Origin of the sequence: Peptoniphilus sp. oral taxon 386 str. F0131, from assembly GCF_000090945.1 — a bacterium.
GTDB classification, from domain to species: Bacteria; Bacillota; Clostridia; order Tissierellales; family Peptoniphilaceae; genus Anaerosphaera; species Anaerosphaera mikwangii.
In genome coordinates this window covers 465923-481646 of the sequence record NZ_GL349422.1, presented here as the reverse complement: position 1 = coordinate 481646, position 15724 = coordinate 465923, and the positions used below count along the sequence as shown (strand labels likewise).

Sequence of the window (15724 nt, the reverse complement as noted above, 5' to 3'; positions counted from 1 at the left end):
CTGTCCTCCTTCATCATATCCGACATATCCCGGAGGAGAACCTACAAGTCTTGATACTGAATGCTTTTCCATATATTCACTCATATCAATTCTTATCATATTTCTTTCATCATCAAAAAGACTTTCTGTAAGTGCCTTTGCTGTTTCTGTTTTTCCAACTCCTGTAGGTCCTAAAAATATAAATGAACCTATAGGTCTATTTTCACTCTTCAGTCCGGCTCTTGCCCTTAAAACTGCATTTGATACTGCCTCCACCGCTTCATCTTGACCGATTACTCTTTCATGTAAAATATCCGATAAATTTAAAAGCTTATCTCTTTGTGATTGATTCAATTTTTCTACCGGAATTCCGGTCCAACGAGATACTACTTGTGCTATTTCATCTTCATTTACTTCTTCTTTAACCATTCTATCTTCATTTTTTGCCTTTTCTTCCTCTAATTTAAGCTCTTCTTCAAGTTTAGGAAGTTCTCCGTACTTCAAGACTGACAATTTTTCAAGATTATAGTTTCTTTCAGCCTCTTCTATTAAATGCTTTGTATCATCTATCTTTGTTTTTATTTCCTTGACTCTGTCAATTTCCTTCTTTTCACTTTCCCATTGAGCTTTTAATTTATCAAAACTTGCCTTTTCTTCTGATAATTCTGCTTCTAAATCCTTAAGTCTGCGTTTTGAAGCATCATCTGTTTCTTTTTTCAATGCTTCTCGCTCAATTTCGAGCTGTAATATATGTCTTCTTACATCATCAATTTCTGTTGGCATAGAATCAATTTCCGTCCTTAGCATTGCACATGATTCATCCATTAAATCTATCGCTTTGTCAGGCAAAAATCTATCTGAAATATATCTGTTCGAAAGAGTTGCTGCAGCTATTACAGCAGAATCTGAAATTCTTATTCCATGATATATTTCGTATTTTTCTTTAAGACCTCTTAAAATTGAAATTGTATCTTCAACTGTAGGTTCCGAAACCATTACCTTTTGAAATCTTCTTTCAAGTGCAGGATCCTTTTCTATATATTTTCTGTATTCGTCAAGTGTAGTTGCTCCTATTGCATGAAGTTCTCCTCTTGCAAGCATAGGTTTTAAAAGATTTGATGCATCCATAGCACCCTCTGTCTTTCCGGCTCCAACTATATTATGAATTTCATCTATAAACATCAATATTTCGCCACTGCTCTTTTCAACTTCTGAAAGAACAGCTTTAAGTCTTTCTTCAAATTCTCCACGATACTTGGCACCTGCAACTAAAGCTCCCATATCGAGAGAAAATATAATTTTATTTTTTAATCCTTCAGGTACATCTCCATTTACAATTCTCTGAGCAAGACCTTCAACTATTGCTGTCTTACCTACACCCGGTTCTCCTATAAGTACCGGATTATTTTTAGTTCTTCTCGAAAGTATTCTAATTACATTTCGTATTTCTTCGTCTCTTCCTATTACAGGATCCATTTTTCCCGTTTTAGCTTCCTTAGTCAAATCTCTTCCATATTTTTCAAGAGCATCATAAGTATCTTCCGGATTATCTGTTCTCACGTGTTGATTTCCTCTAATTTTCTTTAATGCCTCTAAAAAGCTTTCTCTGTTTAAATGATACTTTGAAAAAATCTCTGATGATTTATTATTTTTCATACTTAAAATTGCAAGATAAATATGCTCAACCGATACATAATCATCTCCAAATTGTGCTGCTATTTTTTCAGCATCTTCCAAAATTTTTCCAAATTCTCTTGATGGATAATTATTTCCGCCACTTTGTTTAGGAAGTCTTGATATGATATTTTGGATATCATTTAAAACTATATCAGATGATATTCCCATATACTTTAACACTCTTGGAATTAATCCATCTTTATCTTGAAGAAGAGCTGCGTTTAAATGTATATCTTCAATTTGTGGATTTCCATTTTGTATTGCTATACTTTGTGCAGCTTGTACTGCCTCAATTGATTTTTGCGTAAATTTTTCTAAATTCATAACTCATACCCCTCATTCTAAAGTTTTACTCAACTTTTCATATAATTTTATTTGTTCTTCAGTAAGTTCATTAGGATTTACAATGTTAAACTTAACATATAAATCTCCCGATGAACCTTTTAAATCTTTGAATCCCTTACCCGGTATTCTCATTTTTGTTCCGCCCTTAAAATTTTTAGGAACCCCTATTTTTATCTTTCCACTTAAAGTTTCTACTACAACCTTATCTCCCAATGCAGCTTGCCATGGATATATATCTTGTTCCTTAGTTATATTAAGGCCATCTAATATTTCATTTGTCATAGTATATACCTCTATCTTAAATAAAATATCTCCCGGAACTCCATATTTCTCTCCCGCTACTTTTATCTTTTTTCCTGGTGTTATACCTGATGGAATTTTTACATCCATTTCTATATTTTTACCGTTAAGTGAAAGTGCAACATGCTTTGTTACACCGGTATATGCTTCTTTTAATGATATATTTAATTCGGTATCAAATTTTTGTCTTACAGTAGATTTTTTTCTCTTTGACCTTCTTCCGCCCATATCAAATAAATCGGATATATTAAATCCTCCTTGACTTTTCCCTCCGTTTGATGAACCGAAAAACATTTCAAAAAAGTCAGAAAAATCTCCGCTTCCTCCACTTGTAGTATAGGTATATCCATACTGAGAAGGATCAAAATTTGCTCCATTTGTAAAATCATAACTTGAACCGAAAGTATCATACTTTTTCTTTTTTTCAGGATCTGATAAAACCTCATAGGCTTCATTTATTTCTTTAAATTTTTCTTGTGCTTTTTCATCTCCGTTATTCAAATCCGGATGATATTTTTTTGCAAGTTTTCTATATGATGATTTAATTTCTTTTGCACTGGCATTCTTATCAACGCCTAATATTTCATAGTAATCTCTATATTTCAATTTTAATCCCTTTCCTAAATTTTATTTTTTGACCTTCTTTGACCTTATTTAATTATACAGCTTTTATTTATGTTTTGCAATAGTCTGTAAAAAATTTTTTTCTATTAAACTTTTATGTATTCTCTATTAATTTTTTAATAATATACAAAATAAAAGTCACACCAATTTCTCAGCGTGACTTTAATTTATAAGTTTTTCAAAATGAAACTCTTCTGTTATTTTTTCTTTGATTTAGCTGCAGCATGCTTTCTCTTTTCATCTTCCGCATCATATATTTTTATTTCAGGATTTAAAGACTTCGCCATTTGAATTATGGCATTTTTGTCTCTCTTATCAAAAAATAACCTTTTACTGCGATCACCTTTTGAAAAATAGATTGCAATAATTTCAGGATAATCTATGTTCTTTTCATGAGTTAGTGCAAAAATATCTTTCCACTCCCAAAGTTCATAGTGCTTCATTATTTTCATATCATAAAATATTTCAAGCCCTCTATTCGTAACTGCAACATATTTTATCATCAATAATGCTAAAGCATACAACACTCCAAATACTAAAGAAATTTTATATTTTGTTGTAAAACCGCTAATAATTAATATAGCAGTCATTATCCAGCCGCCTGCTATTACCCAATCTTTTCTGGGTTTAATCTCCCTGTTTGTATATATGGGAGAATCAATAGACGCCCAAGGAAGTTTGTCTAATTTCACTTTGATTTCCTCTTTCAATTATAATTAAGCAACTTTTGGAGCTTTTCCTGCTGCACGTAGTGCTTCAAGATTCTTAACTGCTTTTTCATGTGCTTCTGCAGGAGCAGCCGCAACTTTCTTCATAGTTGTCTTTCCAAATAGATTTGTATATGCTCCGTCAGCCCAGAATATGTTACGTCCAAGCATAGCTGTTATTGCAGCATAAATTGGGTTTAGTAAGTTTACAAATGCATATGGGAAGTAAACAAACGGACTCATTCCTAAAACTCCCATTTGGTAAGCACCACAAGCTGTCCATGGGAACATAGGGCTCCATAGAGTACCTGCATCCTCAAGTGTTCTTGAAAGCATATTTCTTGAAAGTCCTAATTCATCATATTTATCAACATATAGAGGAGCCGGAACACCTATTCCTAAGAATTGATCACACATTGCAGCATCACAGAATACTGAAGTTGCTAGAGTAACTAGGATTAAAGAACCAACGCCATGAATTTTTTCTTTTACTCCACCGAATAATCTTTCAACACTTCCGCAACGTTCAAGCGCTCCACCATAAGATACAGCAAGTAAAATAAGGTTTATAGTCCACATTTGATGATCCATACCACCCTTTGCAAGAGCTTTATCTACAAATGCATTACCTGTTTCGATTCCAGGACCATAGTGAAGAACATCAAACATACTTCCAATAGTTCCGCCACCTTGGAATATATAAGCGAATAGTACACCTGTAGCAACTGAAATCATAACTCCCGGTAGTCCAGGAACTCTAAGAATACATACTACTATTACGACTAAAATTGGCAATAATAGTAATGGAGTAAGGTTAAAGTTTTCAGCAAGTGCTTCTTGTATTCCTGATGCAATAGTCGGATCATAATTAGATGGGTCAATATTCATTCCTAATATACTGTATATAACTAAAGAAATTAAGAATACAGGACCTGTTGTTGAAACCATTGCTGTTACGTGGTCAAATAATCCGGTATTTGAAACTGCTGCTGCTAAGTTTGTAGTATCAGATAGTGGAGAAAATTTGTCTCCTACATAAGCTCCTGATATAACCATACCTGCAGTTAAAGCAGGATTAATTCCAAGACCTGCACCGATTGTTAAAAACGCAATCCCGATTGTAGCTGTTGCAGTCCAAGAAGAACCACAAGCAAGACCTACAACTGCACATAGTATACATCCTACAGGAAGAAATAGCTTTGGAGTTAGAAGGTCAAGTCCGTAATAAATAAGTGCAGGAATAGTACCTGAAATCATGAAAGATGATACTAAAAGACCAACTGTACAAAGTATTAATATAGCTTCCAAAGATGCACTTAGACGTTCAATCATACCTGAAACCATATCAGGGAAATCATGTCCGCAAAGAGCTCCGATAATACATGCAACTGATATAGCAACTATTAAAGGCATATGTGCTGCATCGTAGCCACTGTCTGTAGCAAAAACGTAAATCATTAGTCCTACCATTACTATAATAGGTATTATAGCTTCAAAAAAACTCGGTAGTCTAACACTTCTCTTCTTTCCATTTGTCATAGAAATCATTCATCCTTTCTTTGTTAATTAAATATTTAAACAAATCAACTAAGAATCTGCAAACAATTTCATAATTTTCATTCTTGTTTATAACATTTATATATGGGTATAATTCCTAAAGTAAAATTAATTAACATCTCAAAACAAATTAGTTATTTTACTTATGTAATATTATTAAGTTCAATGTTCATAAATCGGAAATCAGATATGAATATGTTTTCAAAATCTATAATCTCATTGTTTAAGTCAATTATATTTTTTCTTAGTCTAATTAAAGTCAATACTGTTAAAAATTTTACATAATTGTATACTGATATCGCATTAAAAAAATCATATTTGTTACAAGATTTCACTCTATCATATAAGGTTAAGTGCAATTACAGTACAATTTACGTCAAATAAACGTCTGTATAAGTTTGGCAATTTAAAAATAATTACTAATCAAAAAATATTTGTATTTTATTTATATAATAATTAATCTTAAATTATGTTATTAATACTTATATTTAGTGAAATATACAATCAAGCAATAATTATATACAATTTTAAAAAACCTTTAACATATTAAATATTGTACTAATATTTCGACCTTGCTTTTATTAAAATAATATTTAATAAAAACAATTTATTTCAACTTATATTTTATTACTAAATGTAATTTTTTTCTATAAATATTTCAGTATTATATAAAAAAGAACATCTTTGCAGATGTTCTCAATATTTTACATAAGTCCGGAATTTTTTGCATACAGCACGATAAACAACAATATCCAATCATAGACAACATGTACTATATAAGTTAGTGCTAAGTTTTTTCTCCAGACATATGCCGTAGTAAGTCCAAATCTAACAGAGCTAATAATAACTAAGCACTGAAGAAAATTATATGAATATGTCGAAAGATGTAATGCTCCAAAAATTTCAGAACTTATAATCCACGCTAATGCTATTGCAAAATACCTATTTATTTTCTTTGTATTGTGATATATAAATAAAAATGGTAATACAAAAACAATCTCTTCAATCAAAAGCTGAACAAGCGAAACCGCAAATAATATTTTAATATTGTCATTACTTAAAAACTCACTTATCGGATTTTCAACAAGATTACTTTGTTTTAAAAAATTTGCAGAAAGTACTGCAAAAATAAATGTTAAAACCAAAGTAAAAAGCATTATAAGTAAATCTTTCGCCCTTATCCGTTTAAACAGTTTTCTGAAAAAATGTAAGTCAAGGACAATCAAAGAACCTATAGATGATACTATTAAAACAGTCACAAGAATAGGAACACTCTTAATAACTCTCCCAAGACTTAATATAAACCCTCCAAATAAGATTGCTAATGATATCAGCCACCTTAAATTTGATACATCTCCAAAAGGAAAATCCATCAAATCTTCCACTTTAATATTTTCTTCATGTACAGTATAATCATAATTTTCCATTCAATCACCAATTATAATATACCCTATCACATCAATTTTTAATAGTCTTTGTTATTTAATATTATCAAAGTAGTAAGATATGATATTATTCCAATAACGCACATAAATGCAATAACAATTAAAATCAATATACTCTCTTTAAAATTTGACAACAAAATTTTTATTTTATCAATTCCATTTATAGCATATAAAATCAAATACGATAAAATTAATATTCCTACTATAACCATTGGAGCTTTAACAATTCCATATTTAAATGTTGCCGGAATTATTAAAATATAAAATATAAACATACCCATTTGCGGTGCAATCACCATTTCAACAACTCCAATATTTTCAATAACCCCGAATATTTTAAATACATAAAATACCACAACATTTATAGCCATAATAATGCCTTCTAAAATAAAAAATAGTAAAAATTTATACTCTGCAATATGCTTTTTAGAAGTCGGTGTCGCAACTACATAATTTGTACAAACAGCTTGCTCATCCATACTAAAAGTTGAAGCAAAAATCGTAAATGCAAATATTCCACTGAAAATAGCAGCTATTGGTGCTTCGGCAAAATAAAAAATTAATATATCTATAACAAAAAATATCAAGAAATAATATTTTTTCTCCATCGAGTCTAAAATGTTTATAAAATCTTTATACAAAAGAGCTTTTATCATTTTTCCTCTCCTTTAAATATTTTATACCAAGTTTCTTAAATACAAAAAATAGAACTACATCTATTAACAAAACCAGCCCGCTCACTAAATAATAAGTGTTCTTTACATCTTTTTTCATGAATTCAAATATATTATCAAATCCAAAAAAATATGCGGTAAAAAATAAAATCATAAATACAACCATCATTAATGTAAAAATATTTTTACATCCAAATTTGAACATAAATGCAATGTTTACAAAGCAACATATCATATATATACTGATAATCAAAAAGTTAATTTTTATGAGTTCAATATCATTGGAAATAGCAAGCATAACTATAGAGGCAACTAAAAATATAATTAAATGAATTAAAACTGAAAATACAAACTTTGAAGTTATATATCTTTCTTCACTAATCGGAGTTGCATAAATTAAATCTAAAAATCCCGACTGTTCATCATAAAATACGGAACTTACTTCTATGCTACCAAAAATAAAACTTGCTATACCAATGGTCATAATTACATATCCAAAATTAAGTTGACCTCTTAATGCAGATATTATAGGAGATATCATACAACACACTAATGCAAAAATCGAAGTTTTTATAGATCTCCTCCAATTATAAAAATCATTTAATATTATAGCTTTCATATATCCTCACCTTTTGCATAAAAAACCATAATTTCATCAAGTTCAGCACTATCAACTATTTCATTGGAATATTCTTTCTTAAACATATCCTTATTTTTAATTAGAGCTTCCACAGAATACTTCCCAATTTTATATTTTTGAATATATGATTTGTCTATTTCTTTAAATCTTTCATTTGAACATTTTAAAATACCCATATCTTCAAATAAATCATACTTTTCTTTAGAAAATACTATTTCACCTTTATCAATATAAGTTATATAATCTGCTATCTTTTCAAGATCAGATGTTATATGTGACGAAATTAAAATACTGTTATTTTCATCTTCAATATATCCCAAAAATATATCCAAAATTTCATCTCTTATAACAGGATCAAGTCCACTTGTAGGTTCATCTAAAATTAATAATTTAGGATGACTGCTAAGTGCAACAGCTATTTTAAATTTCATCCTCATTCCTTTAGAAAACTTACTGTTTGACTTATTAAGTGGTAACTCAAATTTATTTAAAAGATTATTGTAATAATCTGAATCCCAATTTTTATACATATTTTTAAAAACCTTATCCGCTTCTTTTGCAGATAAAAAATTACTTATAAAACAATCTTCAAGCACAAATCCTATATCTTGCCTGATATCATCATCAAGCTTTTTCCCAAAAATTTTAATATCTCCGCCATACTTAATCATAGATAAAATAGCTTTAATTATTGTAGTTTTACCGGCTCCATTAGCTCCAATAAGACCCATTATACTTCCTTTTTCCACATCAAAATTGACATCTTTTAAAGAAAAATCTCCATAAGACTTTGATAAATTTTTAATTTCTACAGCTTTCATGTTTCACCTCGTATTAAAAAAGACAACATCTCAATAAGTTCACCTGAATTTATTCCTGACGCATTTGCCACTTCAAGAGCCTTATTTAAATATTCCTCTATCCTCTTTAAATTTTCTTCTCTAATTAAATCACTGTTAAGACTCTTTACAAAACAACCTCTACCAGCGACCGTGCATATATATCCCTCTGTCTCAAGATCATTATATGCACGCTTGGTAGTTATTACAGAAATCTTCAACTCTTTTGCAAGACTCCTCATTCCCGGAAGTAAATCTCCCGCTTTCAATTCTCCTGTCATAATCATATTCTTAATCTGAATTTTTATTTGCTCATAAATTGGCTGTTCGCTTGAATTGGATATGATAATATTCATAAAACCACCTGCCGTATATACTGTATATATACATTATATGACTGTATATATTATATGTCAACACCTTTCATAAAAACTGTCTCCATATTTCAAAATCAGTTTTTATTTAATTAAATCTTCAATTTAAATAAAAAAGTCAGTGAATCTTTTAAAATCCGCTGACTCTATATTTAATCATTGTTAAATTTTTTTATTTTTCTGTTTTGATTTTTTTATCATCATCTGTAAAATAATCTATTGCTCCAAAATGACAACAGCTTATGCCGTTATATTCATGATTTTTACTTTCATTGTCATACACATTTTTAACTTTATCCTTAAACCATTTAGTTAAATTTTTTTTACTTTTTTCTTCCATGATAAATAATCCTCCTTTTTTGATATATACCCTCAGTAATTCTAAAATTTCAAATAATTAAAAATATAAGGCATTTTATCTGTTGCTACTTGTCAAGGGCTTTTTAATCAAAATGATTTTTTTCATCCGATTTTTTCCGAAACGCCTTCAGCGTTATTCTTGTCAGCTTATCTTCCATTGTTTTCGGACATAATAAAAGAAGTATCAGCTTTTATGCTTTTACTTCTACATGGTCTTTTATTTATTGTTTTCAATTATTCCAATGGGCCTTTATCCTTTTTCATAGTCCAATCTTAATGTATTGTAGTTACACTTACAAAAGCAATACCAAGTGTACTACCCACATCAATTTAAAACCTTGTCGTTTGGCAAATTCTATTCTTTCTTACCATATACTCTGCTCTTAAAACTTTGCTGTGTCAGAAAATCAAAAATTTTTGTTCACACATAAACTTATCGCCATAACGGAATAATTACCGTTAAAATGAACGCCAAAAGAATACTTGCCCCACAAAATACAACAAGCTTATTTATCTGACTTTTCGCATTAAATCCAAAGTTATCATATCCTTTCGCTCCTGCAGTTTCAGGGTAAATCTTTGCAGGCAACTTTAACTTTGTAAGCATAAGATAATCAAAACATATGATATCAAATAATTTATATCCTTCAGTGATAACGAAAAATCTGATGAACGCACCCGAAAAAGACATATCAGTTTTTACCGTATCAACCATTGCCCATATAAACACCGATGCTACTCCAACAAATCCGGCTATCATAATACATACACCAAGTATATTCACCCAAGAAGCTCTGTCCGGTATCTTCTCCATCATTTTCTTTATATCATCAGGTGCACCAAAATGTTTAGAGCCGAACTTCGGAATCACAATAATAAAGTCCATTATCATAAGTGTAGCTAATAGGCACACCAGTCCCAGCATAATAAGCGTATTAATCATCTAACTTATGTCTCCTATAAATTAAATCCATTTTATTCTTGCAAAAATATTTTCAGTTTCTCCGCATATTCTTTCGGATGCTCGTGCAAAAATTGTCCGTGTCCCATGCTTTCAAAAACTTCACTTGCCATTTGCGGCAGATATTCTTTCAATTTCTTTTCACCCTTAGCAGGAATAGATTCTTCACTTCCACGCCAAAATAAGACCGGATTAGAAAATTTTCTTAAATTTTCAGAAATCTTGTAGTGATAAATATATTTACAAGCATTCTGAATTGTTTTTTTACTAATATGCGTATACATCATTTCAATTACGCTATGGTTATCTTTTCCCATCATCTTATTCAGCAAAAACTGAGGTATTGGTTTTCTATGCTTGATTCTACTTGTTCCGATAATAAAAGCCCATTGAAATGGTAAAGCCATAAGCCCCATTTCAATGATAACCGCCGCATCAAGCAGTACTCTTTCAACAGCTATATTTTCACGTGCAATCAGCTCAACTGCTATGGTAGCACCCATGGAAAAACCGCAAAGACCATATACATTCCCATTCATTTCCTCTTGAATGTAATTTTCTATATCATCGATACTATCTTTTAGCGATAACATATCATTCGGTTTAGAAGCGCAATGTCCATCCAACTCACAAAGAACTATATAATAATCCTGTAAGTAAGGTAGAAGCGGGTCAAAACACAACTGTGCCGTAGAAGCAAGTCCATGAATAAATAACAAAGACTTATTTTTCTTGTTTCCATATTTAATATAGTTCATATGTATTCAACTCTTCCCTGATGATATTAAAAAGCAGGAAAATCATTTGTGATATTTAAGCATATTTTCCCAACCTGATTTTCAATATCCTTATGCATGGCATTGATATGTGATACAAGTCCTAATGCAAGCGTCGTACCGGAAGAACTTCCCGTAACAAGAATTTCCGAAACCCGATAAGTATCAAGCATTGACTTATACAAAGCATAAATCCAACCAAAGACTTCATCAACTATAATTTGTCAATTTCTTGTCCATTTAATTATCTCACTTTTCCGAAATTTTGTCATCTGATATTCTTCATCGCTTAGATTGACATTTTGAAATTCTTCATAGGTTTTTGAGTTTTGGAGGGACTTTCTTCTCTTATACCCTTATCTAGCCTATCCTTACCTATCCTATCCTGTGTATCTAAATCGAACACATTTTAAATACATATACTTTCAAGATTACCTCCTTTCACTCAATTTATCCAATAAAAAAAAGAATTAAGAAAAACATTTTTCACTAAAATAGTAATTATGTGTTCTTCTTAAGAACATTACCCCTGTTGCTACTTGTCAAGGACTTTTTAATCAAAATCATCTTTTTTTCGTCCGATTTTCTCCGAAATTCCCTCAACATTATCCTTTTTAGTTTATCTTGCATAGTTTCACTGCTTTTATCATTAAAATGGACAATCACCTCATAAGTGGTTTTTCCAATCTTCTTTATCGTCTTTGTTCCTGTAGTTTGTTCATTTCTTTTTTCTTGCATATTTTCTCCTTTCTTTGCAATAAAAAATGACGATTAGTGATTTTTTCCAATCGTCATTAGCCAATATTTATTCATTTCTTTGATGTTTTTAATTATCCGTATCTATTTCTTTGATCTTTTTCTCTATTTCTTCAATACTCGGCAAACTGCTCTTATATTCTGCTTCAAGTAATTTAGTAATCTCATATTTGCTTATACCTATAGGTTGCGATATTTGTTCTAATGAATATTCACAAACGACATCGTTTTTATCTTTGCAAATAAGAAGTCCAATCGTAGCATTATCTCTATCAGTTTTTAGCTCTCTATTCACTGCTGTTACATAGAAATTAAGCTGTCCTAAATGTTCCGGCTTAAACTTCTCCGCTTTCAGTTCTATAACAATGTAAGAATGGAGTTTCAAATTGTAAAACAGTAAATCAATATAAAAATCATCGCCATTTATATTTAAGTGGTATTCTTTGCCAATATAAGCAAATCCCTCGCCAAGTTCAAGCAAAAAATCAGAAATCTTGTCAACCAGTTCTTTTTGAAGTTCCCTTTCATCATATCCTTCACGAATTGTAAGAAAGTCAAAATGATATGGATCTTTTAATGTCTGTCTTGCAAGGTCTGATTGCAAAGCAGGTAACCTTTTTTCAAAGTTTGTTATAGATTTTCCTTCCCTGCCATATAATCCACTTTCAATTTGATGTACAAGTACATTCCTACTCCATCCGTTCTCAATAGTTTTATCAACATAATATATGGCTTCATCAATGGTCTTGCACTTATTTATTATCCTTTGATTATGTCCCCAAGGTATCTGTTTAATATGGTTGATAACTCTTTCATCAAATTGGGCTACAGGCTGTAGTCCTTTTGAATTTCTGTCGTTATTTTCTATTTCGGCTACACCTTGTAGCCCTTTTATATAAAATGAATACCATCTTCTGATATACTTAATATTTGTTTCAGAAAAACCTTTCATATCAGGAAATTCTTTTTGTAAATCTTTAGCTAACGATTTTATAAAGGCATCTCCCTATGAATGTTGTTCTTGATTTTTTACAATGTATTCTCCCAAAGTCCAATATAAATCTAACAACTCATAATTTACCTTTATTGCAGCTTTAAGTTGGCTACTTCTTACTTTCTCTTTTAACTCTGACAATAGCCTTTTATACTCACTATCACTTGTGATAGACAGCTCTTTATTATCCAAAGGTCATACCTCCTCACTCATAATAATACTTAATTATACCAAACCTATCAATATTTTTCATCTGCTAATTTCCTTCAAGTTGAGTTTTAAAGCTTAATTTTTATCTTAGGTATACTTTGATACCTCTTTTAGTCTTAACGCTCTAAAAATGCCTTTACACTTACCTTTATGATAGCTATAAATGTTCTCCCTTATCATAATCTTCAAGAGTCGGAATCTTTCGGGTCTTTTTCTGTGATAGTTTATCCTTGTCCTGTTCATACCAGTTAAGGATTGTTACATAGTGGTCTTGATAGGTCTTTCCGGTACTCTTGATATATCTTGACAGCTTTTCAATCATCATATCGGTATGACCTTGCAGCTTATCTTTCAGCTTTCGGTATTCTTCATCGGTTAATCGAATATTTTTATATTCTCCGTAAAAAGAAAAGGGAGTATCCTGTTCTACTCTCCCCTTATCTATACTAACCTTATCTAATCTACCCTTATCTATACTGGGTTGACCACTTGTCAACCGCTCCGCAACCAAATGACAACCAATCTCTTTGATATACATTCCGGTTTTAGTTTGGGATAGGCTCTGCACCTCATTTTCATATAAGGTCGGTTTATATCTGTCTTTACGGATAAAGTTGTTGATTTTCCAATGCGTAATGACGATAATTCCTTGTTCAAAGACAATCACAAAGCCTTTGGCAATAAGTATTTTCAGGTCATCTTCATTCGCTCCGATAATCTTGATGATTTTCTTAGGATTATTTACAAAGCCGTCATCATCTGCCCTCATTGATAGATGAAAATATAGGCATTGACTACTTAGTGGCATATCTAAAAATAAATCGCTATCCACTATCTTGAGTGAAAACATTCTTTTATCTGCCATTTTTCTCTCCTCTCTTAGTTTTTTAAGGATGTCGTGATTTACGACACCCTTCGTTTTTGATGTTATCCCATTTTAGGACTTCATCTTTCCTCATTCCTGTAATAGTTCTTTGTCTTTTCCTTTCGTTTTTCGTAGGCTTCTTGTTGCTCCTGATATTTCTTAATCTGTGCAATGACACTTGGTTTTTCTCCTCTCTTAATTGCCTTGTCAATCTCAATAGATAGGTCTATGCCATAATCCTCATTGACCGTTTTTACGGCATACTTGATATGATTGATACTTTCGTATTCTTCTTTGATTTTTTGAGATTGTCTGTTGAGTTTTGATATTTCACTTTCAAGACTTTGGATTTCTTTCTTCCAATCTTTAGACTTAATCGCCGATGAGCCTGTTATCTTTTCAAGGATTGCCCTTGCTCTTTTATATTTATCTATCTCATCTTTGTGTGAATTGTAAAAGCTATCTTTGAATAAGGATTTACTGTTCCATTCCTCAAAGACTTGTTTGTTATCTTTGATGATGTCCGCATAGGTGAAGCATTTATTTAAGCTTTCTATCCTTGCGGTTTTTGCCTTAATGTCTTGACTAATCTTCTTATTTTTTGCTTGTAATGTACTTATCTTTTCTTGTAGGTCTGCAATGGTCTGCAATTTGTTATCTGATAAATATATTCTTGCTTTTGAAAATCGTCTTAGGTCTGCACCTATCTTTTTGTTGCTTGCATAGGGGTTTAGTTTTCTTGCTTTTTCTCCCTGTATATCGTAATAGATGGAAATGTACTCATAGAGATTAAAGAGTTCCGCTTTGTTCTCATATTCTTCTTTCTTCTCCTGTTTGTATTCATCATATTTTACTTGCAGACTCCCAAGTAACGAACCTATCCAAGATGTAAGTTTTGATAGTTCTGCTTTTAACTTCTTAAATTCTAAGTTCAAGGCAATGATTTTTCTGTTTTGATTTCCTCTTTCTGTCTGTATGCCTTTTTTCTCCATTTGGTAACTGCTTGTTCCTAAATGGATTTGCGGAAGTTCTTCTCTACCTTGTTCTTCAAAGGTGCGTGGATCTATTATCTTTTGGATATTGTTCCTTTCCAAATATCCATTTGCTTTCTTTGAAAAGTTTTCTCTCCACTCTTTTGCTTTGTCAGGTTCGTTCCAATCATTCAGATTTACTTTTCTTGATTTGTAGTTTCCACTTTTCAGCTTTATCTTTTCTCCGTTTTCATCAAGGATATATTCTTTTCTGCATTTCGGTTTCCATTTTCCCTCACTATCCATTTCTCTTAGGGTAAGTAAGATATGGGCGTGTGATTGTTCTTCATGATCGCTTGCCATAGGATTATGAATATTACAGTCTGCTATCATACCTTTAGAAGTAAAGTTTTCTTCTATAAATTCACTGATTAACTTTATTCTCTCCTGTTCATTTAATTCTCTTGGCAGTTCAAAGAGTAGATTTCTTGCAAGTTGTGAATTTTTACTTTTTTCGATTTTCTCAACTTCATTCCATAGGTATTCTCTGTTTGAAAATTCTTTCGGGACACGTTCCGGCAGAAATATTTTTGAAAATACAAGGTCTGTTTTTTTAGAATAGTCATGTGTTTTTCCATAGTATTCATCTTGTAATTTATCTCTTGCATTG

At 31.1% G+C, this 15724-nt stretch carries 16 protein-coding genes and 1 pseudogene; all 17 read right to left on the bottom strand.

The window, feature by feature from the left end; all coding sequences use genetic code 11:
- Positions 1–1980: ATP-dependent Clp protease ATP-binding subunit (locus tag HMPREF0629_RS02325; RefSeq protein WP_009221768.1), on the bottom strand; the 1980-nt coding region annotated here is incomplete at its 3' end.
- Between the two features lie 12 nt (positions 1981–1992).
- On the bottom strand, positions 1993–2907 hold the full coding sequence (locus tag HMPREF0629_RS02320; protein ID WP_009221767.1) for a DnaJ C-terminal domain-containing protein: 915 nt from the start codon (positions 2905–2907) through the stop codon (positions 1993–1995).
- A 215-nt stretch (positions 2908–3122) separates the two neighbouring features.
- Positions 3123–3617 (bottom strand): hypothetical protein, encoded by a 495-nt coding sequence (locus HMPREF0629_RS02315; RefSeq protein WP_050747982.1) that lies wholly within the window; start codon positions 3615–3617, stop codon positions 3123–3125.
- A gap of 24 nt (positions 3618–3641) precedes the next feature.
- A complete protein-coding gene (nhaC, locus tag HMPREF0629_RS02310; RefSeq protein WP_009221765.1) occupies positions 3642–5171 on the bottom strand; it encodes a Na+/H+ antiporter NhaC in 1530 nt (509 codons plus the stop codon).
- A 722-nt stretch (positions 5172–5893) separates the two neighbouring features.
- Positions 5894–6616 (bottom strand): CPBP family intramembrane glutamic endopeptidase, encoded by a 723-nt coding sequence (locus HMPREF0629_RS02305; RefSeq protein ID WP_009221763.1) that lies wholly within the window; start codon positions 6614–6616, stop codon positions 5894–5896.
- A gap of 38 nt (positions 6617–6654) precedes the next feature.
- A complete protein-coding gene (locus HMPREF0629_RS02300; protein WP_009221762.1) occupies positions 6655–7290 on the bottom strand; it encodes an ABC-2 transporter permease in 636 nt (211 codons plus the stop codon).
- Positions 7268–7927, bottom strand: coding sequence for an ABC-2 transporter permease (locus HMPREF0629_RS02295; protein ID WP_009221761.1), 660 nt, complete (start codon positions 7925–7927; stop codon positions 7268–7270). The genes HMPREF0629_RS02300 and HMPREF0629_RS02295 overlap by 23 nt, the downstream gene beginning before the upstream one ends.
- Positions 7924–8769: an ABC transporter ATP-binding protein gene (locus tag HMPREF0629_RS02290; RefSeq protein ID WP_009221760.1), complete on the bottom strand. Its 846-nt coding sequence runs from the start codon at positions 8767–8769 to the stop codon at positions 7924–7926. Before HMPREF0629_RS02290 ends, HMPREF0629_RS02295 begins: the two co-directional genes overlap by 4 nt.
- A complete protein-coding gene (locus HMPREF0629_RS02285; RefSeq protein WP_009221759.1) occupies positions 8766–9143 on the bottom strand; it encodes a GntR family transcriptional regulator in 378 nt (125 codons plus the stop codon). Before HMPREF0629_RS02285 ends, HMPREF0629_RS02290 begins: the two co-directional genes overlap by 4 nt.
- 190 nt (positions 9144–9333) lie before the next feature.
- Entirely contained in the window at positions 9334–9501 is a 168-nt protein-coding gene (locus tag HMPREF0629_RS07980; RefSeq protein ID WP_009221758.1) for a hypothetical protein, read from the bottom strand.
- 453 nt (positions 9502–9954) lie between these two features.
- Positions 9955–10464, bottom strand: coding sequence for a hypothetical protein (locus tag HMPREF0629_RS02280; RefSeq protein ID WP_009221757.1), 510 nt, complete (start codon positions 10462–10464; stop codon positions 9955–9957).
- Between the two features lie 32 nt (positions 10465–10496).
- Positions 10497–11240 carry an alpha/beta fold hydrolase gene (locus HMPREF0629_RS02275; RefSeq protein WP_009221756.1) on the bottom strand — a complete coding sequence of 248 codons (744 nt, stop codon included), beginning with the start codon at positions 11238–11240 and terminating at the stop codon, positions 10497–10499.
- Positions 11241–11266: 26 nt separating this feature from the next.
- Positions 11267–11443 (bottom strand): hypothetical protein, encoded by a 177-nt coding sequence (locus HMPREF0629_RS07910; protein ID WP_009221755.1) that lies wholly within the window; start codon positions 11441–11443, stop codon positions 11267–11269.
- Positions 11444–11759: 316 nt separating this feature from the next.
- A complete protein-coding gene (locus HMPREF0629_RS02270) occupies positions 11760–11996 on the bottom strand; it encodes a transposon-encoded TnpW family protein (protein ID WP_083763142.1) in 237 nt (78 codons plus the stop codon).
- An 88-nt stretch (positions 11997–12084) separates the two neighbouring features.
- Positions 12085–13200: pseudogene (locus tag HMPREF0629_RS02265) on the bottom strand (YhcG family protein).
- A gap of 175 nt (positions 13201–13375) precedes the next feature.
- On the bottom strand, positions 13376–14083 hold the full coding sequence (locus HMPREF0629_RS02260) for a hypothetical protein (protein ID WP_009221754.1): 708 nt from the start codon (positions 14081–14083) through the stop codon (positions 13376–13378).
- An 80-nt stretch (positions 14084–14163) separates the two neighbouring features.
- On the bottom strand, positions 14164–15724 hold a 1561-nt coding region (locus HMPREF0629_RS02255; protein ID WP_009221753.1), incomplete at its 5' end, for a MobA/MobL family protein.

What these genes read in the sequence shown, in the direction of transcription:
- HMPREF0629_RS02260 (WP_009221754.1), bottom strand. Translation starts at nt 14,083, where the DNA reads ATGGCAGATAAAAGAATGTTTTCACTCAAGATAGTGGATAGCGATTTA.
- HMPREF0629_RS02285 (WP_009221759.1), bottom strand. Translation starts at nt 9,143, where the DNA reads ATGAATATTATCATATCCAATTCAAGCGAACAGCCAATTTATGAGCAA.
- HMPREF0629_RS07980 (WP_009221758.1), bottom strand. Translation starts at nt 9,501, where the DNA reads ATGGAAGAAAAAAGTAAAAAAAATTTAACTAAATGGTTTAAGGATAAA.
- HMPREF0629_RS02305 (WP_009221763.1), bottom strand. Translation starts at nt 6,616, where the DNA reads ATGGAAAATTATGATTATACTGTACATGAAGAAAATATTAAAGTGGAA.
- HMPREF0629_RS02300 (WP_009221762.1), bottom strand. Translation starts at nt 7,290, where the DNA reads ATGATAAAAGCTCTTTTGTATAAAGATTTTATAAACATTTTAGACTCG.
- HMPREF0629_RS02275 (WP_009221756.1), bottom strand. Translation starts at nt 11,240, where the DNA reads ATGAACTATATTAAATATGGAAACAAGAAAAATAAGTCTTTGTTATTT.
- HMPREF0629_RS02280 (WP_009221757.1), bottom strand. Translation starts at nt 10,464, where the DNA reads ATGATTAATACGCTTATTATGCTGGGACTGGTGTGCCTATTAGCTACA.
- HMPREF0629_RS02290 (WP_009221760.1), bottom strand. Translation starts at nt 8,769, where the DNA reads ATGAAAGCTGTAGAAATTAAAAATTTATCAAAGTCTTATGGAGATTTT.
- HMPREF0629_RS02295 (WP_009221761.1), bottom strand. Translation starts at nt 7,927, where the DNA reads ATGAAAGCTATAATATTAAATGATTTTTATAATTGGAGGAGATCTATA.
- nhaC (WP_009221765.1), bottom strand. Translation starts at nt 5,171, where the DNA reads ATGACAAATGGAAAGAAGAGAAGTGTTAGACTACCGAGTTTTTTTGAA.
- HMPREF0629_RS02270 (WP_083763142.1), bottom strand. Translation starts at nt 11,996, where the DNA reads ATGCAAGAAAAAAGAAATGAACAAACTACAGGAACAAAGACGATAAAG.